Raw genomic sequence first — 20,600 nt, 5'->3', positions numbered from 1 at the left:
TTCTAAGTTAAGTAATTAACTCATAATTCATAATTCACAACTCATAATTTATAACTTAGATCTTACTTTTTAACGCTTCAGCATCAATATCGCTGTGCGAAACATCGTAAACTGCTTTTCCGTTTTTGATTAAAATCAATTGAGGAGATTCGTGATAAACGCCAAATCTGCTGGCGATTTCATTTGAAATATCTCTGTGTGCGATTAAATCTAAAAAATACGCATCAACCACACCTTCAAGATCAAATTCTCTTTCAAATTGCTTTAAAGCCATACGACTAATGCTGCATCTTGTGCTATGCTTGAAAATTACAACTGGTCTTTCTTGAGAAATGGCTTCAATTTCCATTAATTGAAGCATATCGGTTAATTCTGTCCAGTTTACTTTACTTTTTGCGGCTTCTGAGTTCTCTGAACTTCCGAAGATTGAATTAAAAAAACTCATATTTGGCTTGTTTTATGACTTTCTGACACGTTAAATCGAGAAAAATTTGATTGAAACTGTCTTTTTGTCTGTTTTTATGCTGTGGAATATAATTTGTCTGTTACAATGCAAAGTTAAATTATTTGAGTTAAAAAAGTACCTCAATAAATCGTAACTTTAATCTTATAAAATGTCAAACAAATAAAATCAATCAAAAACGTAAAAATATGAATATAAATAAGTTTACTATTAAATCGCAAGAAGCCATTCAGCTGTCTCAGCAGTTAGCACAGCGAAATGGCCAACAGCAAATTGAAAATGAACACATTTTCAAAGCTATTTTTGAAGTTGATGAAAACGTGGCACCATTTATCTTGAAAAAACTAAATGTAAATGTGCCTTTGTTTTTACAAATTTTAGACAGTACAATTCAGAGTTTTCCAAAAGTTTCTGGAGGAGATGTAATGCTTTCCAGAGATGCTAATAAAGCTTTGAATGAAGCTGAAATTATCGCACAAAAAATGAACGACGAATACGTTTCGATCGAGCATTTAATTTTAGCCATTTTTGACTCAAAAAGTAAAGTTTCTCAGATTTTAAAAGATCAGGGAGTTACAGGAAAAGGTCTTAAAGCTGCTATTGAAGAATTAAGAAAAGGCGAAAGAGTAACTTCAGCTTCGGCAGAAGAAACGTATAATTCGCTAAATAAATATGCTAAAAATTTAAACGAATTAGCTCGTACAGGAAAACTAGATCCAGTTATTGGACGTGACGAAGAAATTCGTCGTGTATTGCAGATTCTGACTCGTAGAACAAAAAACAACCCTATGCTTATTGGTGAGCCTGGAGTTGGTAAAACTGCGATTGCAGAAGGATTAGCGCACAGAATTGTGGATGGTGACGTTCCTGAAAACTTAAAAGAAAAAATCGTTTTCTCATTAGATATGGGAGCTTTGATTGCCGGAGCGAAATACAAAGGAGAATTCGAAGAACGTTTAAAATCGGTTGTAAAAGAAGTTACAGCTGCAGAAGGTGACATCGTATTGTTTATCGATGAAATTCATACGCTTGTGGGAGCGGGTGGAGGTGAAGGTGCGATGGACGCGGCAAACATCTTAAAACCAGCTTTAGCACGTGGAGAATTAAGAGCAATTGGAGCTACGACTTTAGATGAATATCAAAAATATTTTGAAAAAGATAAAGCGCTTGAAAGACGTTTCCAAAAAGTATTAATCGATGAACCTGATACTGAAAGCGCGATTTCAATTCTTCGTGGAATCAAAGAAAAATACGAAACGCACCATAAAGTTCAGATTAAAGATGAAGCAATTATTGCGGCAGTTGAGCTTTCGCAAAGATATATTACGAATCGTTTCTTGCCAGATAAAGCGATCGACTTAATGGACGAAGCGGCTTCTAAATTGCGTATGGAAATCAATTCGAAACCAGAAGAATTAGATGTTTTGGATCGTAAAATCATGCAGTTGGAAATCGAAATTGAAGCCATTAAGCGTGAAAAAGAAGAAAGCAAACTGAAAATTTTAGGTATGGAATTGGCCAACCTGAAAGAAGAACGCAACGAAATCTATGCAAAATGGAAACAGGAAAAAGATATCGTTGACGGAATTCAGGCTGTAAAACACGAAATAGAAGACTTTAAATACGAAGCAGAACGTGCAGAACGTGACGGAGATTACGGAAAAGTAGCTGAAATTCGTTACGGAAAAATAAAAGAAGCACAGGAACGCCAAGAAACATTGCAGAAACAATTGCTTGAATTCCAATCTGGAAATTCTTTAATCAAAGAAGAAGTTACCAGAGAAGATATAGCGGAAGTTGTAGCAAAATGGACAGGAATTCCGGTAACCAAAATGCTTCAGACAGAAAGAGAAAAACTATTGCATCTTGAAGATGAATTGCACAAACGTGTAGTAGGACAAGAAGAAGCGATAGAAGCAGTGAGTGATGCGGTTCGTAGAAGCCGTGCCGGTTTACAGGATATGAAAAAACCTGTTGGATCATTCTTGTTCCTAGGAACAACTGGGGTTGGTAAAACGGAGCTGGCAAAAGCTTTGGCTGAATATCTTTTTGATGACGAAAATGCCATGACTCGTATCGATATGAGTGAGTATCAAGAACGCCACAGTGTGAGCCGTTTGGTGGGTGCGCCTCCAGGATATGTGGGTTATGATGAAGGAGGCCAGCTGACAGAAGCCGTTCGTAGAAAACCATATTCTGTTGTATTGTTGGATGAGATCGAAAAAGCGCATCCAGATACGTTCAATATTTTATTGCAGGTTCTAGATGAAGGACGTTTGACAGATAACAAAGGACGTCTGGCTGATTTTAGAAATACGATTATTATTATGACCTCAAATATGGGAAGTAATATCATTCAGGAGAAATTTGAAAACCTAAAAGGAAGTGTTGAAGCAGCAACAGAAGCAGCTAAAAACGAAGTTTTAGGATTATTAAAACAAACTGTTCGTCCTGAGTTTATCAACCGTATTGACGAGATTGTAATGTTTACACCGCTTACGGTCGAAAATATCTCGAGAATTGTGAGTTTACAATTAAAGAGCGTGACCAAAATGCTGGCTATGCAAGGCATTACAATGGATGCAACTCCAGAGGCTATTGGGTATTTGGCAGACAAAGGTTACGACCCACATTTTGGAGCTCGACCAGTGAAACGTGTGGTTCAGCGTGAAGTTTTAAATCAATTGTCAAAAGAAATTTTGGCAGGAAATATTACAACAGACAGCATCATTTTATTAGATGCTTTCGACGGCAAATTGGTTTTTAGAAACCAGACAGTTAAATAATTATTTTTGTTTAGTTAATCTTGAAAAGCATCAATGTTAAAACTGGTGCTTTTTTTTGCCGTGAATTCTGAAACTTTTTGCACAATTCTTATAACAATAAATCTTGAATAAATATTCAATTTTAAGTTTATAAAAATCAGCAAATTATTAATTAAAAAAAATCAAAATCATGAACAATATTTTCAGAGGATTATTAGCAGGATATGGCGCTAAAAAATTAGGAGGCGGATGTTTCGGAACCATTATAGTTTTTATTATTCTTTGGGTTCTTTTAGGACAATGCAACTAAAAAATGCTGTACAGAAAAATACGAATAAAAAGATAAATTTTGATGCAATATTATTGGGCAGATTAAGCCAAAATGTCTAGATTCGCGTCACTAAAAAATAAATTTAAAAAATGGGTTCAGGTTTTTTCGCACTATTAGATGATATCGCAGCAATTATGGATGATGTTGCAGTAATGAGTAAAGTTGCCGCAAAAAAAACAGCAGGGATTTTAGGTGACGATTTAGCTGTAAATGCAGAAAAAGCTTCTGGATTTGCATCTTCACGAGAATTGCCGGTTTTGTGGGCTATCAGTAAAGGTTCTTTATTGAATAAAATCATTATTCTTCCAGTTGCATTCCTTTTAAGTGCATTTTTTCCGATTGCCATTATAATAATCTTAGTTTTAGGAGGGCTTTTTTTAGCATACGAAGGAGCCGAAAAAATCTACGAGTTTATCGTTCCTCATAAACATGAAGAATCTGAGGGAATTACAGATGAAGTTCTTACTGAGGAACAAATTTTATTAATTGAAAAGGACAAGGTAAAATCGGCAATTGTAACAGATTTTATTCTTTCGGTTGAAATCGTGATTATCGCATTAGGAACTGTAATAGAACAGCCTCTCCTGCAGAAAATAATTGTAACTTCGATAATTGCAGTCGTAGCTACAATTGGGGTTTATGGAATAGTAGCGCTTATCGTTAGAATGGACGAAGCAGGTTTTAAGCTTATTAAATCTAGCAAAAGTGAAAAGAGTCTTTCAAGATTTATCGGAAACTTGTTAGTAAAAGCACTTCCGTTTGTAATAAAAAGTTTAACCGTAATTGGGACGATTGCTTTACTTTTAGTGGCTGGAGGAATATTTGTACATTATATTCCATTTTTTCACCATTTGTCAGAAGAAATTAAAATCCCTTCAATCTTCAAAGAATTTACGGTTGGATTAGTTCTAGGATTTATAGTTTTACTTTTTGTAAATCTTTTCAAAAAGATTTTTCAAAAGAAAACAGCTTAATTCAGCTTTAAAAATAGTAAAGGAAACACCAGTACACGCTGGTGTTTTTTTGTTTTTAGGAGCAGGAGTGATTCATTTAAAAGGAAGTTCAGTCCCGCTATTCACTATATTTTTTGTTGTGAACCCCACAACAAAAAGATGCCGTTTCTATCGGGGCTATTTTAGAGAGTTTTTATTTTTATAAGAAATAACGGTATTTTTTTTGATAATTTTTATTGAATAAGTTGTTGATTTTTAAAATATTAATCGATAATCTGAATTTTTTAACATTTCTTCTAAGCAACCTTTGCAACTAAGCCTTGTCTTCATAGTAATTAACAATTAATTATTATTTTATATGAAAAGTTTTAGATTAAAAACAGCTTTAGTAGTATTATTTTTATCAATTGGATTTGTTTCATGCAGCAGTGATGATAAGGATCAAGTACCAGCTCCAACCACAAAGGCAGCTTTAGTAACAGAAATTAAAGGACCGGCAACAGGAAAAGTTAATGATGAACTAAGCTACGATGTGACTTACACAGTTGATAACGCTTGTGCAGAATTTGATAAAATCTCAGAAGTAACAATTGGATCTGTAAAAGGTTTGCAAGTAATTGCGAAATACCCATCAGAAGTTTGTACCCAGCAAGTGCCAGAACCAAAGAAAACAGTTTATAAATTCAAGTCTACTACAAAAGGAACTTTTGAAATCAAATTCAAGAAATCAGAAACAGAATTCTTAACTCAGAAAGTAGTTATCGAATAATAAGAAGCTTAGCTGATATTTTTTTAGGTTGAAAGCCATTTTACAGAGATTTTTATTCAATGTAAAATGGCTTTGTTTTTTTATAATCACTTAAAATTTTTTGTATTATTTCACGCAACCTTTGTAATTTAGCACCATCTATATAATATATTCAGAATAACTAAATTTAAATTTTATATGAGAATTTTTAGAATACAAACGATTTTGGCAGTGTTATTTTTAGCTGTTTTTTCAGTAGCATGCAGCAGTGACGATAATGGAAAAGAAACACCTCAAACTATTTCTAGAGCTGCAAATGTTACAGCGATTTCTGGACCTGCAACTGGCAAAGTGGGTGTCGATGTTAATTATGATGTATCGTTTATAGTTGATAATGCTTGCGGTGAATTTGATAGAATTGGCAGTACATCAATTGGTAAAGAAGAAGGATTTCAAATAGAAGCAAAATACCCTACGGGAACTTGTGCGAATCAAACGCCAACTGCGCTACATACACTTTATACATTTTCACCACAGTCAAAAGGAACTTTTGAAATAAAATTTAGAAAATCTGAAACAGAATTTTTGGTTAAAAAGCTAGTTATCGAATAAGTTTTTTTTTAGATATAATTTTAAAACCATTTTACAAGAGATTTGAATCAATTTAAAATGGTTTTTTGTTTTATATGAAATAATACAGATCATTAGTTGTTATATAAAAGTTATCGACTTTGCCATTCCTTTAAAAAGTACTATTTTTGCACTCTAAATTTTATGTCATGGCGAAAAGAAAGTATAAAATATCGGTTATTCAGTTAAACCTGAATGATGTTGCCGAAAATAATCTTAAAAAATGTATCAGCTGGGTAAGAGACGCTGCGAGTCAAGGTGCAGAAGTTATCTTATTGCCTGAATTATATAGCAGTCATTATTTTTGTCAAAGTGAAGATGTAGAGAATTTTGCATTAGCAGAACCACTTTACAGCACTTCATTTATTGCATTCAGCGAATTGGCAAAAGAATTAGGAGTAGTAATTATTGTTCCTTTTTTCGAGAAAAGAATGGCTGGAATTTATCATAACAGTGCTTATATTATCGATACTGATGGAACTGAGGCTGGTTTATACCGTAAAATGCATATTCCAGACGATCCTCATTTCTATGAAAAATTCTATTTCACTCCAGGTGACTTAGGTTTCCAAGCGATTGAAACTAAAAAAGGAACTGTTGGAACTTTAATCTGCTGGGATCAATGGTATCCAGAAGCGGCTCGTATTACAGCGCTTAAAGGAGCAGAAGTTTTATTCTACCCAACAGCAATTGGATGGCATCCAAAAGAAAAAGAGCAATATGGAGAAAATCAATATGGCGCTTGGATGAACGTAATGAAAGGTCATGCTGTAGCAAATGGTGTTTTCGTTGCAGCTGCAAACCGAATCGGTTTAGAAAAGTATATCGACGGGACAGAAGGAATTCAATTCTGGGGAGCTTCATTTATTGCTGGACCGCAAGGAGAAATTTTAGCTCAAGCTTCGCACGATAAAGAAGAAATCTTAATTGCTGAGGTTGATTTAGACCTTCAGGAAAATGTTCGCCAAAATTGGCCATTCTTCAGAGATAGAAGAATTGATGCTTTTGGAGATATCACAAAAAGAGCAATCGATAAATAATTAATTTATCTAAAATATAAAAAAAGGACAAAATTCACATTTTGTCCTTTTTTTATGCAAGCTTTGAAGAAGTTAAATATTTATAGCTGCAAATGGAAAAGCTCCGGAGGAGCGATATATATTAAGTTTCAAAAGAGCATGTTATTCCTCTTGAGCTTTATATTATAAACATTTGTCATTTGTTATAAATATTTAACTTCTCCGAAGCTTTATAATCAGGCTTCAAAATTTAGTTTTTTAAACTCTCTTTTTATAAACAAAAAAGAGCCATTCAATTGAATAGCTCCTTTTCTCGTTTTTAGCTTTATATATAGATTACTTCACTTGGAAAGTAACTCGTCTCACGATTTGACGTGCTTCTTTAGAGTTTTTATTAACAGAAGTATCTTCTCCATTAGCAATTACATTCAATCTTGAAGCGTCAATTCCAGCATTTACTGCTACTTTTTTCACAGCTTCAGCTCTTTTTCTAGATAACTCAACATTGTAGTTTGAATTTCCAATTTCGTCAGCATAACCAATAATGTCAGCAGATTTTCCAGGATTGTTTTTCAAGTATTTCACTAAGAAATCAACACCAGATAAAGATGCATTTGTTGGTTTAGACGAATTGAAATCGAAATAAACATTTACATAACCTCCGTTGATTAATTCTTCAACCGTATTGTTTGTAGCTGTTCCTGCACCTTTCTTTTCGTAAGTTTTATCTAAGTAGCTTTCTAACTCATCTGGCACACCATTTTGATTAGTATCAATAGATTGTCCTTTAGTGTTAACGGCAACTCCTGCAATAGAATTTGGTTCTAAATCGTATAAATCAGCAACTCCATCTTTGTCTGTGTCCAAAAGACCAGTTTCGATTAAGTCCACTCTTTTTTCCAATTCGCTAATTCTGTCTTCTTCGCCAACCCAATCAGCATGTTTTTGGTTTTTACCTAAGTAGAATGTTAAACCAACAGAAGCGTTTAATAAAACACCATCAAAAGCACCTGTAGAAGTAGTTCCCATTCCGTCAAAGTTCCAGTTTTGTCTTCCGTTAACAATTCCAGTAAGATCTCCTGTCAAAGCAACTCGATCGCTCAATCTGATTTGTCCCGTTAAACCGGCAATTCCGTGAGCCATGTAATCTTGACCCCCAAATCCAGTTTCAGTACTAATTTGAGAAACCCCGAAACCACCATGAGCTAAAAGACCAATTGTGTTTGTCCAAGTCTCAAAATTTAAAGCACGTCCAACATTGATAACTCCTTGTAAACTTGCTCTAACATAACGGCTTTCAAAATCTGGAGTGTTTTTTTTCTCTTTAAATTGATCGTAACCAACATCTAATTTCACCCCAAATTTTGGACTAAACATATATCTAACACCTAAATCACCGTGGAAAAAATTTAATGATTCTGTAGTATAACCTGGAGTCATTGTTCTAGTTGGTTTATTAACCCCGCCATTTAGTTCGATCGACCATTTGTTGTATTCTTGATCTACACTAGGTTTGGTAGAAGTGGTAGCCATATTTTGAGCGCCCGCAGCAAATGATAGCAATAATAAGGATACTGATACTAATTTCTTTTTCATGATATCAAAAATTAAATTGTTTTTATTTTAAACTCTGAAGCAAAATTAGAGGTCGAATTTTAGATTGTGTTGTATATACCCTTACATAATTCCCATCTTTTGGCATTTAATTGTGTAAATCCGTTAATATTAGTATAATAGAATGCATAAAAAAAGGACAAAATTCACATTTTGTCCCGTTTGCTATCCTAAAAAAAAGTTATTATTTTAAATCGGGCTGATAAATTTTAACAGATCCATCTCCTTCGCTACTTACCACTAATAAGCTTCTTTTTGTAGGGCTTTTTGAAGCAGGGATGAAAAGAATTCCTTCTGGCGCATCTCCTGTTTTTACAGTTTGCAAATATTGTGGTGAAGTCGGATTTGTAGCATCGTAAACCATAAAAGCGTCAGATCTTTCTAGACCAACAAACAAAATGTTTTGATTTCCCATTTTAGCCGCAACTACAGCTTCTGGCTCAGAACCTTTGTCATCACTTCTTTTATCGTCGTACGTGCCTATTTCGTTGGTCTTTTTGTCAACATCATTCTTGCTGTCATAAACAATTTTTCCAGTGTTTCCATTCCAAATAGAAAATGATCTTCCGCCAAAACTTACCATTTGGTCCAAATCGCCATCTCCATCAGTATCTCCCATATCTGCAACTAAATTTAATCTGCCTAAATTAGCATCTAATTTTAAGGTTGCTGCATCTGGAAAAACTGTTGCATCAAGTGTCATGCTTTTCGTACGCTTCACATCAGTATAGGCGGTGTATTCTCTTGCGTCTCCTTCATTAGCTGTAACAAAATAAGGGGTATTGTTTACAGTAAAATGACTGATAGCATCTGGCATATATAGACCCTTTACTTTCCAAGGGTTAAAAGCAATTTTACTGTCACTGTCGCTTACGTCAATTGCGTTTTCAGCAGTATTGTAGTCTTTTAATCCTAAAGGGTAAACCGCAGTAATAGTTTTAGAAGTTAAATCAACTTTTGCAACACCATTATTCTCCTGTAAAGTTACCCAAGCAGTTTTAGAATCGTCAGAAATTGTAATGTATTCAGGCTCAATATCCTGAGCAAAACTCGTTTTAGCAAATTTTGAAATTCTAAATCCATCTTTTGCTAATGCCGCAGCTTGACCAGCTAATGAGTTAAAATCAAGTGTTGTAACATTATAAGTGCTTGTTTCAATAATAGAAACCGTTCCGTTAGGATCTTGTGTATAATCAGTATTTGGCTCACCTTCATTAGCAGTCATGATAAATTTTCCGTCTGGAGAAAAAGTAATCATATCAGGCAATGCTCCAACAGTAACTTGTTTGATTAAGCTGTAATCAGAAGTATTAAAAATAACTACTTTTCCGTTTCCTTGCTTGTTTACAGTAGATTCTAAAGCAACAGCAAGCTTTCCGTCAAAAACAGAAACGCTGTTCGCAGCACCTTCATAAGCAGTTAAATCAATTTTTCCAATTTTCATTGGTTTTGTAGGGTCTGTAATGTCAATAACGTCAATCTGGTTTACCCCACTGTTGTTTACTGTAAAAAGTCTTTTTGTTTTTTCGCAGTAAGCAGAAATTTCAGCTGCAGCTTCTCCGCCAATTGTGATAGAACCAATTTCTTTAAAAGTTACAGGATTTTCGTTAACAACAACTTCTGGTTCGCTGTTCGAATTTTCATCATTGTTGCAACTTGCTAATATGAGAAGTGCCGCTAATAATGAGATTGATAAATTTTTCATGTGTTAGTTTTTAGTTTTGGCAAAAGTAATTCTGAGGTCTCTGTTAAATATTAAGGATGTATTATTTAATCTTTAACTTAATTTTTGAAGGATATTTATTGTGAAATGGAGTATGATTTTTACTCATTTGTTTTAAAATCCTAACGAATGCTTATCTTTGCACTTTCTTAATTAGAACCTATTTATGTCAACAAATAATAGAAGATTTCCTGCAGAGTGGGAAAAACAGCAAGGAATTGTATTGTGTTTTCCGCACAATGGCAATGACTGGCCGGGAAAATACGAAGCAGTTCAATGGGCTTTTGTAGAATTTATAAAAAAAGTAGCCACTTTTGAAACTGTTTTTTTGGTGGTTGCCGATGAAAAACTAAAAGAAAGAGTTGCAGATATGCTTGAAAGAGCCCGCGTAAATATCAAAAACGTTTCTTATATTCTTCATAAAACCAACAGAAGCTGGATGCGCGACTCGGGGCCAATTATTGTAAAGAATGGTTCAAATAGAGAAGCGTTAAACTTTAATTTTAATGGTTGGGCAAAATATAAAAATTATCAATTAGATAAATTTGTTCCAGGCAAAGTGGCTGATTTTATAGACGTTCCGCTAACCCAGGTCATGTATAAAGGAAAACCAGTAATTGTTGAAGGCGGAGCAATTGATGTAAATGGAAAAGGGACTTTACTGACTTCTGAAGAATGTTTAATGCATCCAACAATTCAGGTTAGAAATCCAGGTTTTACCAAAGAAGATTACGAAGCCGTTTTTAAAGAATATCTTGGTGTGACTAATGTAATTTGGCTTGGAGATGGAATTGAAGGTGATGATACTCACGGCCACATTGATGATTTATGTCGATTTGTAAATGAAGATACGATTGTAACGATTGTTGAAACAGATAAAAATGATTCAAATTACAAGCCTTTGCAGGATAATTTGAAACGTCTTCAGAATGCAAAATTAGAAAACGGGAAATCTCCAGTTATTGTAGCGCTTCCAATGCCAAAACGTGTTGATTTTGAAGATTTACGTTTGCCAGCAAGTTATGCCAATTTCTTGATTTTGAATAATTGTGTTTTAGTTCCGACCTTCAATGACAGCAATGATCGTGTAGCCTTAAACATATTAGCAGAATGTTTTCCTGATAGAGAAGTAATCGGAATCAGTTGTATTGATTTTATCTGGGGATTCGGAACTTTGCATTGCTTAAGTCAGCAGATTCCTGCTTAATATATAAAACCATATAAGTGATAAAAGGAAATTAAGTCTGAATTAAATGAACTTAAATTACTTATATGGTTTAAAATTTCTACGCTTTTAAGAGATTAAAAAGCATAAAAAAACCTTGGTTATCGCCAAGGTTTTTCTATTTCTATATTTCTTCAGACTGTTCTGCTCTTCATTGTCTTGTAAAAGGAGGCAACAATTGGCTAGAAACTTCTCCAAAACCAATTCTTACTTCGTTATTTTCGCAGAAACCGCGAATAATTACAGTATCATTATCTTCAATAAATTTACGTTCGCTTCCGTCTTTTAACTTCAATGGATTTTTTCCACCCCAAGTTAATTCCAGCATAGAACCAAAACTATCAGGAGTTGGGCCAGAAATAGTTCCAGAACCCATCATGTCGCCAGAATTTACACGGCATCCGTTTGAGGTATGGTGTGTCAATTGCTGAGCCATAGACCAGTACATATATTTAAAGTTCGATCTTGAAATAACAGTTTCTTCTTGGTCTTCTGGTTGTAACGAAACTTCCAAATGAATGTCAAAAGCTTTTTTACCTTTTGTCTGTAAGTAAGGTAGCGGTGACGGATCTTGTTTGGGACCTTTTGTTCTAAAAGGTTCTAAAGCATCCATAGTAACAATCCAAGGTGAGATGGATGTGGCAAAGTTTTTAGCTAAAAATGGTCCAAGTGGCACATATTCCCATTTCTGGATATCGCGAGCACTCCAGTCATTTAATAAAACCATTCCGAAAATATAGTCTTCAGCTTCATAAGTTGAAATATTTTCGCCCATTACATTCACATCTGTTGTGATAAAAGCAGTTTCTAATTCAAAGTCTACTAAGCGTGAAGCACCAAAAACAGGCGTGTCATGACCGGCAGGCAAGGTTTGCCCCATTGGTCGGTGAACTGGAATTCCAGATGGCACAATTGTAGAACTTCTTCCGTGATATCCAACCGGAATATGGAGCCAGTTTGGCAATAATGCATTATCAGGATCACGGAACATTTTACCTACGTTTGTAGCATGTTCTCTGCTTGAATAAAAGTCAGTATAATCACCAATTAAAACAGGAAGCTGCATTTCTACATCTTCAATTTTAAATATAACAATATCTCGGTGTTTTGTTGAATCTCTTAGTTGCGGATTGTTTTCGTCGAAAATATCTGCGATACGATTTCGAACCAGACGCCATGTTTTTTTTCCGTCAGAAATAAAATCATTCAGCGTATCCTGCATAAACATATCATCGGTCAATTCTATTCCTTCAAAATAGTTTAATTGCTGTAAAGCCCCTAAATCTATGGCATAATCGCCAATTCTCGTTCCTACTGTAACGACATTTTCTTTGGTAAGAAATACACCAAAAGGAATATTCTGAATAGGGAAGTCGCTATTTTGAGGCACTTCTAACCATGATTTTCTACTGGTATCGTTGGCGGTTATTGGCATGTTTAATGTTAATTGTTTGTTGAAAAATTACATGTCAAATATATCATAATCTAGCTGTTTGACAAACGTTTTTTTGTATTTTTGCGTGAAATTAACGAAAAACAAAAAAATGCAACGCGACGAACAAATTTTTGATCTTATCCAAGAGGAAAAAGAAAGACAAATTCATGGACTAGAGCTTATCGCTTCTGAGAATTTTGTAAGTGATGAAGTAATGGCAGCAGCAGGGTCTGTTTTAACTAATAAATATGCTGAGGGTTATCCTGGCAAAAGATACTACGGCGGTTGCGAAGTAGTTGACGTTATTGAGCAGATTGCAATTGACAGAGCTAAAGAATTGTTTGGCGCTGAATATGCAAACGTACAGCCTCACTCTGGTTCTCAAGCAAATACAGCTGTATACCACGCTTGTTTAAATCCTGGTGATACTATTTTAGGTTTCGATTTATCTCACGGAGGTCACTTAACTCACGGTTCTCCAGTAAATTTCTCAGGACGTTTATATCGTCCAGTATTCTACGGTGTAGATGCTGAAACTGGTCGTTTAGATTATGATAAAATTCAAGAAATTGCAACTAAAGAACAGCCAAAATTAATCATCGCTGGAGCTTCTGCTTATTCTCGTGACATGGATTTTGCTCGTTTCAGACAAATTGCTGACAGCGTTGGAGCAATCTTATTTGCTGATATTTCTCACCCAGCAGGTCTTATTGCAAAAGGTTTATTAAGCGATCCAATTCCACATTGCCATATTGTTTCTACAACAACACACAAAACATTAAGAGGACCACGTGGAGGTCTTATTTTAATGGGTAAAGATTTTCCAAATCCACAAGGATTAACAACTCCAAAAGGAGAAATCAGAATGATGTCTTCATTATTGGATTTAGCTGTTTTCCCTGGAAACCAAGGTGGACCTTTAATGCACATTATTGCTGCTAAAGCAGTTGCTTTTGGTGAAGCTCTTAAAGATGAGTTCTTTACTTATGCAATGCAATTACAAAAAAATGCAAACGCAATGGCTGATGCTTTCGTAAAAAGAGGTTACAACATTATCTCTGGCGGAACTGATAACCACATGATGCTTATTGACTTAAGAAACAAAAATATTTCTGGTAAAGAAGCTGAAAATGCATTAGTAAAAGCTGAAATTACAGTAAACAAAAACATGGTTCCTTTTGACGATAAATCTCCATTTATCACTTCTGGAATTCGTGTTGGAACAGCTGCAATCACAACTCGTGGTTTAGTTGAAAAAGATATGGAAACTATTGTTGAACTTATTGATAAAGTTTTATCTAACCATACAGATGAAGCTGTTATCGAAGAAGTTGCAGAACAAGTAAACGATATGATGAGCGAAAGACCAATTTTTGCTTATTAATTAGTTTAAAGTTTAAGGTTTCAAGTTTAAAGTTTTGTAATGCGATAATAAACGCATTATGAAACTTTAAACTTTTTTCGTTTAGAATAAAAACTTGAAACTTGACACGAGGCTTTAGCCGAATTGGCGAAGCAAACAAAATAAACCTGAAACAAATTAAAGAAATGGGCGTATTAAGACTACAATTGCCAACCGACCCAAGATGGGTAAATATTGTTGAAAAAAATATAGAAGAAATTCTAACCGACCACGCTTGGTGCGAACAGAAAGCAGCAACCAATGCCATTACGATTATTACAAACAATCCAGAGCATCAGGATTTGGTTCAAGATTTATTGGCTTTAGTAAAAGAAGAAGTAGATCATTTTGAACAAGTTCATAATATAATTATCAAAAGAGGACTAAAATTAGGTCGTGAGCGTAAAGACGAATATGTAAACGAACTATATCAATATATGAAAAGAAGTGGAGACGGAAGCCGCGTTTCTGGTCTTGTAGAAAGACTTCTTTTCTCTGCTATGATCGAAGCCAGAAGCTGTGAACGTTTTAAAGTGCTTTCAGAAAATATTCAAGATGAAGAATTGGCTGTTTTCTATAGAGAATTAATGGAAAGCGAAGCAGGACATTACACCACTTTCATTACTTACGCACGTAAATATGGGGTTGGAATTGATGTTGAAAAACGTTGGAGAGAATGGTTAGCTTTTGAAGAATCTATCATTACCAATTACGGGAAAAACGAAACGATTCACGGATAGCTTTTTTTAGTGTTCAGGTCTCAGTCACAGTTTTCAGTTTATATCTTTGTCAGGCTGAGCGAAGTCGAAGCCCGCGCAAAATACATCAAATTAAAAGAGCTTTAATCAGCGCTTTCGCGAAAGCAAACTAATGGACAATTGTTCAAAAGTTCAACTTTTTGTTAATCTAATATCTGAAATCTAAAATCAGAAATTCTTACATTTGAGAGTAACCAAAATCTCGAAATATGAGAATAGAAATGGACCTGAAATTAGGGTTTAAAGATGTAATGTTTAGACCTAAAAGATCAACGCTCAAAAGCAGATCCGAAGTTTCCTTAGAACAAAATTTCAAATTTTTGCATAGTACTGCTAGTTGGACAGGAATTCCTATTATGGCAGCCAATATGGATACCGTGGGAACTTTTGAAATGGCAAAGGTTTTGGCTAAAGAGAAGCTATTTACGGCCATTCATAAACATTACACTTTAGAGGAATGGAATAATTTCTTAAAAAATGCATCTCCAGATTTCTACGATTATATTGCGGTAAGTACGGGGACTGGAAAAGAAGATTTTGAAAAGATTGAAAAAATAATCTCTGCAAATCCTTTACTGAAATTTATCTGTATTGATGTTGCCAATGGTTATTCGGAACATTTTGTTCAGTTTTTAAAGAAAACCAGAAAACAGTATCCTGATAAAATCATTATTGCAGGAAACGTCGTTACAGGAGAAATGACCGAAGAACTTTTATTAGCCGGCGCTGATATTGTAAAAGTCGGAATTGGACCAGGTTCAGTCTGTACAACTCGCGTAAAAACGGGTGTTGGTTATCCGCAATTGTCTGCAATTATAGAATGCGCTGATGCTGCTCACGGCTTAGGCGGACATATTATAAGCGATGGAGGATGTACAACTCCAGGAGACGTAGCCAAAGCTTTTGGTGCTGGTGCCGATTTTGTTATGCTTGGCGGAATGTTAGCAGGACATACGGAAAGCGGAGGCGAATTGATCGAAGTAAAAGGCGAAAAATTCAAACAGTTTTACGGAATGAGTTCGAAAACTGCAATGGACAAACACGCTGGAGGTGTTGCAGAATACAGAGCAAGTGAAGGAAAAACAGTTCAAGTTCCGTTTAAAGGGGAAGTAATTTATACAGTTTTAGATATTTTAGGCGGAATAAGAAGCACTTGCACATATGTGGGAGCTTCTAGATTAAAAGAATTAACAAAAAGAACGACTTTCATCCGCGTAAGCGAACAAGAAAATCAAGTTTTTACAAAATAATATGATTAAAATTACCGAAGCATCTATTGATGATATTGCTAAAATTCAAGAAATCGCACATATAACTTGGCCAATTACGTATGGCGAAATTCTAACTGCAGAACAATTAGAATATATGTTGGATATGATATATTCTGATGAAGCACTTTCAAAACAAATTCAGAATAAAGAGCAACTGTTTTATATGATTTCCGATGCTGATTCTATAATTGGTTTTATCGGAATTGAACACCATTATAAAAACGAAGCGATAACCAAAATCCATAAAATCTATCTTTTGCCAGAAACTCAAGGAAAAGGTTTTGGTAAAATAGTATTTGAAGAAATTGCAAAAATGGCTTTAGAAAATAATTCAAACGAACTTTTATTAAACGTAAACCGTTTTAATACGGCACTGAATTTCTATAAAAAACTAGGTTTTGAAATAAAAGAAACGGTTGATATAGAAATTGGAAATGGGTATTTGATGGAGGATTATGTGATGTGGAAGAAAATCTAAAACAGCTTTTTTGTCATCCTAAGGAACGAAGTATCACACTAATATTTCCGTAAAGTATATCGCCAATCTTTGTCGAATTCCGAGTGTGATCCTTCGTTCCTTAGGATGACAAACTATACGTTTTTTGTTTGATTAACTCACAATCACATCATGCGTAAACAATAACCCTTTTACTTCACTTAAAGAAAAAATAGCTTTCTTCAGTTTAGTTTTAGACGGATCAATAGTATAATTATAACTCGTTTTAAAATCGGCTTTATTGGCGATGGCTTTGCTAAATTCTGAACGGTATAAATCACAATTTTCAAAAATTACATTCGTTAAATCGGCTGCCATAAAATCCACAGCTATTAAACTGCAATTGGTAAACGGAGTTCCTTTTAATTTTAAAGTATAAAACTTCGAAAAGTCAAGAATACAATCATTAAAACGAACTTCAAAAATGAGTTTGTCGCACATGGCAAAATTCACTTCTTTAATTTCACATCGATTGAAAGTAACCGTTCTCAAAGCAACGTAATTAATTTTGGCTTCGCTGAAAATACAATCATTAAAAACGCAATCGATAAAAGTAACGGCAAGAAAAGTGCAGGCAGAGAAGTTACAATTGTTAAAAACGCAGTATTCGAAGTCTTTAAAATTTAGATCTTCTTTGTCGTAAACAATCGTATTGTATTCTTTATCAAGAAAATATTCGCTTTCTTTTTTCAACTCTTTTTAATAATTATTTGAGACCGAAAAGGTACTAATTTACCATAAAATAATCTGAACAAATCAGAAATGATTTTGATTCTATTCATATTTTTATGCATAAAATACTGTAGCTTTACACTTATTTTTTAAGTCAAAACATATCAATTTTATTATATGGAATCAACAAGAAAAGAACATGATTTTCTGGGAGAATTAGAAATTCCTAATCATTTATACTACGGAATCCAGACTTTTAGAGCGGTAGAGAATTTCAATATTACCGGAATTCCAATTTCAAAAGAGCCTTTATTTATTAAGGCTTTAGGATATGTAAAAAAAGCTGCTGCCATGGCAAACAAAGATTGCGGAGCGCTTGATCCTAAAATTGCCGAAGCCATCTGTTATGGAAGCGATCAGGTAATTGCAGGTAAATTTGATCAGGAATTCGTGAGCGATTTAATTCAGGGTGGAGCAGGAACTTCTGTAAATATGAATGCCAATGAAGTAATTGCCAATATCGGTTTAGAATATCTTGGCCATAAAAAAGGAGAGTATAATTTTCTACATCCAAATAATCATGTAAACTGTTCTCAGTCTACAAATGATGCTTATCCATCGGCTTTTAGAATTGCTTTGTATTTGAAAATGGAAAGTTTTATTAAAACTTTTGCAGGTTTAGAAGTAGCTTTCGCTAAAAAAGGAGAAGAATTTAAAGATGTCTTAAAAATGGGAAGAACGCAATTGCAAGATGCGGTTCCGATGACTTTAGGACAAGAATTTAAAGCCTATGCGACTACTATTGGTGAAGATATTCAGCGTTTGAAAAATGCTCAAGATTTATTGTTAGAAATCAACATGGGCGCAACTGCCATTGGAACAAAAGTAAATGCTCCTGAAGGTTATCCTGAAATCTGCGTGAAATATTTAGCAGATGAGGTTGGAATTCCGTTGACACTTTCACCCGATTTAATTGAAGCAACGGTTGATACGGGAGCTTATGTTCAGATTATGGGAACTTTAAAACGTTCTGCCGTTAAAATTTCTAAAATCTGTAACGATTTACGTTTATTGAGTTCCGGGCCAAGAACAGGTTTGAATGAAATTAATCTTCCAGCACGCCAGCCAGGTTCGTCTATTATGCCTGGAAAAGTAAATCCTGTAATTCCAGAAGTGGTAAATCAGACTTGTTTTTATGTAATTGGCCAAGATTTAACAGTTACAATGGCGGCAGAAGCAGGGCAATTGCAATTGAATGTAATGGAGCCTGTCATTGCTTTTGCAATGTTTACTTCATTAGATTATCTTTCAAATGCGATTCAGACTTTAATTGATAAATGTATTAACGGAATCACAGCAAATGTGGATCACTGCTACAATATGGTGATGAACAGTATCGGAATTGTAACGCAATTGAATCCGATTTTAGGTTATGAAGAAAGTGCTAGTATTGCTGGAGAAGCTTTAAAAACAGGTAAAAGCGTGCATCAAATTGCTGTTCTCGAAAGAAAATTGATTACACAAGAAAAATGGGATGAAATTTATTCTTTAGAAAATCTAATCCATCCAAAGTTTATAACTAAATAATATTAAATACGATATGAAAAAGCCGTCAAATATTTTTTGACGGCTTTTTTTGTTAAAATATTTTGAAAATTATTTGGTTTTAGTGTTTAACATGTTGAAAATAAGGCTTATATTTACAATGAGATAGTAATCTTATTTCTAAAACAAAACTTTGTAAATGGTGCTTTTTTTTCAAAATAATGCCGTTCAGTACAAGTCTAAAATCTTAGGATTATTATTTCTTATTTCTTTTAATTTATTTTCTCAAGAAGAAATTCAAAATCCTGAGATTCAAAATCCGAAAATTTGCCCTCCTAAAACGGTATTCGATCTTTTTAAGAAAGATGACGATGCGCTGGTTGTTAAGCCCACAAAAAACAATTTCTTTTTAGTAATTCCTGCAATTGGCTCGCAGCCCGCAACTGGGTTCTTTTTTGGTGCGGTCGCACAATATACTTTTAAAGGAAAAGAAGAAAAAGACAAATATTCAATTGCTAATATTGGAATCACCTATACCTTAAAAAATCAATGGCTGGTAAATGTAAAAAACAATATATTGCTTAAGAACAATAAAATCTTTTTAAGTGGCGATTATCGCTTGTATCTGTTTTCACAACCCAATTACGGATTAGGAACAGATATTATTCCGCCCAGACGGGACCGTCCTCCCGGTTTTAGTATAGATTCATTGGCTCAGGATATGGATTATAACTATTTCAAATTTCATCAGACAGTTTCTTTTGAAGTCAAAGAAAACTATTACATCGGAGGAGGTATTAATATTGACTGGTATTCGAGTATAGATGACAAAGAGTTGGATGTTGCAAACGAGAAGTACACATATCATTATAATTATAGCCAAAAATACGGATTTGATAATTTTGAATATTTCTTAAACGGAGTAAGTTTAAATCTGGTTCACGATTCGCGTGATAATCAGGTAAATGCATCAAAAGGTTGGTTTGCCAATATTAACTACAGATTTAATCCTGTGCTTTTCAACAATCAGGAATACAGTAATGTGTTGTTTGCTGAGTATCGCCATTTTATTCCTGTTTCTCATAAGAATCCGCATTATATTTTGGCATTTTGGACCTACGGACAATTTGTAACCAAAGGGAAAGTGCCGTACTTGAATCTACCTGCCATTGGTTGGGATCAGCGTAGTAGAAGTGGAGAAGGGTATACGCAAGGATTATTTAGAGGAAATGGATTGGTTTATTTATCTACTGAGTTCCGATTTCCGATAACTTGCAATCAATTGCTGAGCGGTACTGTTTTTACCAATTTTGTAACAACAAGTAATTCTGATAACGATCTTAAACTATTCAAGTCGATTCAGCCTGCAGCTGGTATTGGTTTAAGGCTTTTAATTGACAAAGCGTCCAAAACTAACCTTATTTTTGATTACTCGTGGGGTAACAATTCTAAAGGATTTTATTTGAATGCTGGAGAAACTTTTTAGTTTCAGAAATTAAGAATAAGAAACTTTAACGCTAAAAAATATCAAAAAGCAGGCAATAAGGCCT

Annotated in this window: 17 protein-coding genes; 12 read left to right on the top strand and 5 right to left on the bottom strand. The window is 34.3% G+C overall.

What is annotated here, in order from left to right:
* Positions 1-55 precede the first annotated feature (55 nt).
* On the bottom strand, positions 56-445 hold the full coding sequence (ytxJ, locus tag BLP44_RS10805) for a bacillithiol system redox-active protein YtxJ (RefSeq protein ID WP_008463134.1): 390 nt from the start codon (positions 443-445) through the stop codon (positions 56-58).
* Positions 446-651: 206 nt separating this feature from the next.
* On the opposite strand from ytxJ, the gene clpB reads away from it, so the two are divergent.
* The 5 genes from clpB (at position 652) to BLP44_RS10780 (ending at position 6,930) form a co-directional block, all read left to right on the top strand.
* On the top strand, positions 652-3,249 hold the full coding sequence (clpB, locus tag BLP44_RS10800; protein WP_091132718.1) for an ATP-dependent chaperone ClpB: 2,598 nt from the start codon (positions 652-654) through the stop codon (positions 3,247-3,249).
* Positions 3,250-3,648: 399 nt separating this feature from the next.
* A complete protein-coding gene (locus BLP44_RS10795; protein WP_091132715.1) occupies positions 3,649-4,533 on the top strand; it encodes a DUF808 domain-containing protein in 885 nt (294 codons plus the stop codon).
* 337 nt (positions 4,534-4,870) lie between these two features.
* A complete protein-coding gene (locus tag BLP44_RS10790; protein WP_091132711.1) occupies positions 4,871-5,281 on the top strand; it encodes a hypothetical protein in 411 nt (136 codons plus the stop codon).
* A gap of 177 nt (positions 5,282-5,458) precedes the next feature.
* Positions 5,459-5,872, top strand: a complete 414-nt coding sequence (locus tag BLP44_RS10785) for a hypothetical protein (protein WP_008463140.1) — start codon at positions 5,459-5,461, stop codon at positions 5,870-5,872.
* A 167-nt stretch (positions 5,873-6,039) separates the two neighbouring features.
* The gene (locus BLP44_RS10780) at positions 6,040-6,930 is read left to right on the top strand and encodes a carbon-nitrogen hydrolase (RefSeq protein WP_008463142.1); all 891 of its coding nucleotides are present in this window, start codon (positions 6,040-6,042) and stop codon (positions 6,928-6,930) included.
* A 315-nt stretch (positions 6,931-7,245) separates the two neighbouring features.
* Here BLP44_RS10780 and BLP44_RS10775 read toward each other — a convergent pair whose 3' ends face one another.
* Both BLP44_RS10775 and BLP44_RS10770 read right to left on the bottom strand, forming a co-directional pair.
* Positions 7,246-8,505 (bottom strand): OmpA family protein, encoded by a 1,260-nt coding sequence (locus BLP44_RS10775; protein ID WP_008463144.1) that lies wholly within the window; start codon positions 8,503-8,505, stop codon positions 7,246-7,248.
* A gap of 202 nt (positions 8,506-8,707) precedes the next feature.
* Positions 8,708-10,228, bottom strand: coding sequence for a choice-of-anchor I family protein (locus tag BLP44_RS10770; RefSeq protein WP_091132707.1), 1,521 nt, complete (start codon positions 10,226-10,228; stop codon positions 8,708-8,710).
* 184 nt (positions 10,229-10,412) lie between these two features.
* On the opposite strand from BLP44_RS10770, the gene BLP44_RS10765 reads away from it, so the two are divergent.
* The gene (locus tag BLP44_RS10765; protein WP_091132703.1) at positions 10,413-11,453 is read left to right on the top strand and encodes an agmatine deiminase family protein; all 1,041 of its coding nucleotides are present in this window, start codon (positions 10,413-10,415) and stop codon (positions 11,451-11,453) included.
* Between the two features lie 169 nt (positions 11,454-11,622).
* On the opposite strand, the gene fahA is transcribed toward BLP44_RS10765, so the two are convergent.
* Positions 11,623-12,906: a fumarylacetoacetase gene (fahA, locus tag BLP44_RS10760; RefSeq protein WP_008463150.1), complete on the bottom strand. Its 1,284-nt coding sequence runs from the start codon at positions 12,904-12,906 to the stop codon at positions 11,623-11,625.
* A 109-nt stretch (positions 12,907-13,015) separates the two neighbouring features.
* On the opposite strand from fahA, the gene glyA reads away from it, so the two are divergent.
* The 4 genes from glyA (at position 13,016) to BLP44_RS10740 (ending at position 16,815) form a co-directional block, all read left to right on the top strand.
* Entirely contained in the window at positions 13,016-14,290 is a 1,275-nt protein-coding gene (gene glyA / locus BLP44_RS10755) for a serine hydroxymethyltransferase (protein ID WP_008463151.1), read from the top strand.
* Between the two features lie 164 nt (positions 14,291-14,454).
* A complete protein-coding gene (miaE, locus tag BLP44_RS10750; protein WP_008463152.1) occupies positions 14,455-15,048 on the top strand; it encodes a MiaE family protein in 594 nt (197 codons plus the stop codon).
* A gap of 227 nt (positions 15,049-15,275) precedes the next feature.
* A complete protein-coding gene (locus BLP44_RS10745; protein WP_091132701.1) occupies positions 15,276-16,316 on the top strand; it encodes a GMP reductase in 1,041 nt (346 codons plus the stop codon).
* Position 16,317: 1 nt separating this feature from the next.
* Positions 16,318-16,815 (top strand): GNAT family N-acetyltransferase, encoded by a 498-nt coding sequence (locus BLP44_RS10740; RefSeq protein WP_091132697.1) that lies wholly within the window; start codon positions 16,318-16,320, stop codon positions 16,813-16,815.
* A gap of 132 nt (positions 16,816-16,947) precedes the next feature.
* On the opposite strand, the gene BLP44_RS10735 is transcribed toward BLP44_RS10740, so the two are convergent.
* Positions 16,948-17,526, bottom strand: coding sequence for a pentapeptide repeat-containing protein (locus BLP44_RS10735; protein WP_091132692.1), 579 nt, complete (start codon positions 17,524-17,526; stop codon positions 16,948-16,950).
* A 156-nt stretch (positions 17,527-17,682) separates the two neighbouring features.
* On the opposite strand from BLP44_RS10735, the gene aspA reads away from it, so the two are divergent.
* Together aspA and BLP44_RS10725 are read left to right on the top strand one after the other, a co-directional pair.
* Positions 17,683-19,092 (top strand): aspartate ammonia-lyase, encoded by a 1,410-nt coding sequence (aspA, locus tag BLP44_RS10730; RefSeq protein ID WP_066034981.1) that lies wholly within the window; start codon positions 17,683-17,685, stop codon positions 19,090-19,092.
* A 157-nt stretch (positions 19,093-19,249) separates the two neighbouring features.
* The gene (locus BLP44_RS10725) at positions 19,250-20,536 is read left to right on the top strand and encodes a BamA/TamA family outer membrane protein (protein WP_091132686.1); all 1,287 of its coding nucleotides are present in this window, start codon (positions 19,250-19,252) and stop codon (positions 20,534-20,536) included.
* Positions 20,537-20,600: the final 64 nt, after the last annotated feature.

This window comes from Flavobacterium anhuiense, assembly GCF_900101855.1.
Classification (GTDB): Bacteria; Bacteroidota; Bacteroidia; order Flavobacteriales; family Flavobacteriaceae; genus Flavobacterium; species Flavobacterium anhuiense.
The sequence above is the reverse complement of the archived record's forward strand: the minus strand, read 5'-3'. Positions and strand labels throughout refer to the sequence as shown.

What these genes read in the sequence shown, in the direction of transcription:
- ytxJ (WP_008463134.1), bottom strand. Translation starts at nt 445, where the DNA reads ATGAGTTTTTTTAATTCAATCTTCGGAAGTTCAGAGAACTCAGAAGCC.
- clpB (WP_091132718.1), top strand. Translation starts at nt 652, where the DNA reads ATGAATATAAATAAGTTTACTATTAAATCGCAAGAAGCCATTCAGCTG.
- BLP44_RS10795 (WP_091132715.1), top strand. Translation starts at nt 3,649, where the DNA reads ATGGGTTCAGGTTTTTTCGCACTATTAGATGATATCGCAGCAATTATG.
- BLP44_RS10790 (WP_091132711.1), top strand. Translation starts at nt 4,871, where the DNA reads ATGAAAAGTTTTAGATTAAAAACAGCTTTAGTAGTATTATTTTTATCA.
- BLP44_RS10785 (WP_008463140.1), top strand. Translation starts at nt 5,459, where the DNA reads ATGAGAATTTTTAGAATACAAACGATTTTGGCAGTGTTATTTTTAGCT.
- BLP44_RS10780 (WP_008463142.1), top strand. Translation starts at nt 6,040, where the DNA reads ATGGCGAAAAGAAAGTATAAAATATCGGTTATTCAGTTAAACCTGAAT.
- BLP44_RS10775 (WP_008463144.1), bottom strand. Translation starts at nt 8,505, where the DNA reads ATGAAAAAGAAATTAGTATCAGTATCCTTATTATTGCTATCATTTGCT.
- BLP44_RS10770 (WP_091132707.1), bottom strand. Translation starts at nt 10,228, where the DNA reads ATGAAAAATTTATCAATCTCATTATTAGCGGCACTTCTCATATTAGCA.
- BLP44_RS10765 (WP_091132703.1), top strand. Translation starts at nt 10,413, where the DNA reads ATGTCAACAAATAATAGAAGATTTCCTGCAGAGTGGGAAAAACAGCAA.
- fahA (WP_008463150.1), bottom strand. Translation starts at nt 12,906, where the DNA reads ATGCCAATAACCGCCAACGATACCAGTAGAAAATCATGGTTAGAAGTG.
- glyA (WP_008463151.1), top strand. Translation starts at nt 13,016, where the DNA reads ATGCAACGCGACGAACAAATTTTTGATCTTATCCAAGAGGAAAAAGAA.
- miaE (WP_008463152.1), top strand. Translation starts at nt 14,455, where the DNA reads ATGGGCGTATTAAGACTACAATTGCCAACCGACCCAAGATGGGTAAAT.
- BLP44_RS10745 (WP_091132701.1), top strand. Translation starts at nt 15,276, where the DNA reads ATGAGAATAGAAATGGACCTGAAATTAGGGTTTAAAGATGTAATGTTT.
- BLP44_RS10740 (WP_091132697.1), top strand. Translation starts at nt 16,318, where the DNA reads ATGATTAAAATTACCGAAGCATCTATTGATGATATTGCTAAAATTCAA.
- aspA (WP_066034981.1), top strand. Translation starts at nt 17,683, where the DNA reads ATGGAATCAACAAGAAAAGAACATGATTTTCTGGGAGAATTAGAAATT.
- BLP44_RS10725 (WP_091132686.1), top strand. Translation starts at nt 19,250, where the DNA reads ATGGTGCTTTTTTTTCAAAATAATGCCGTTCAGTACAAGTCTAAAATC.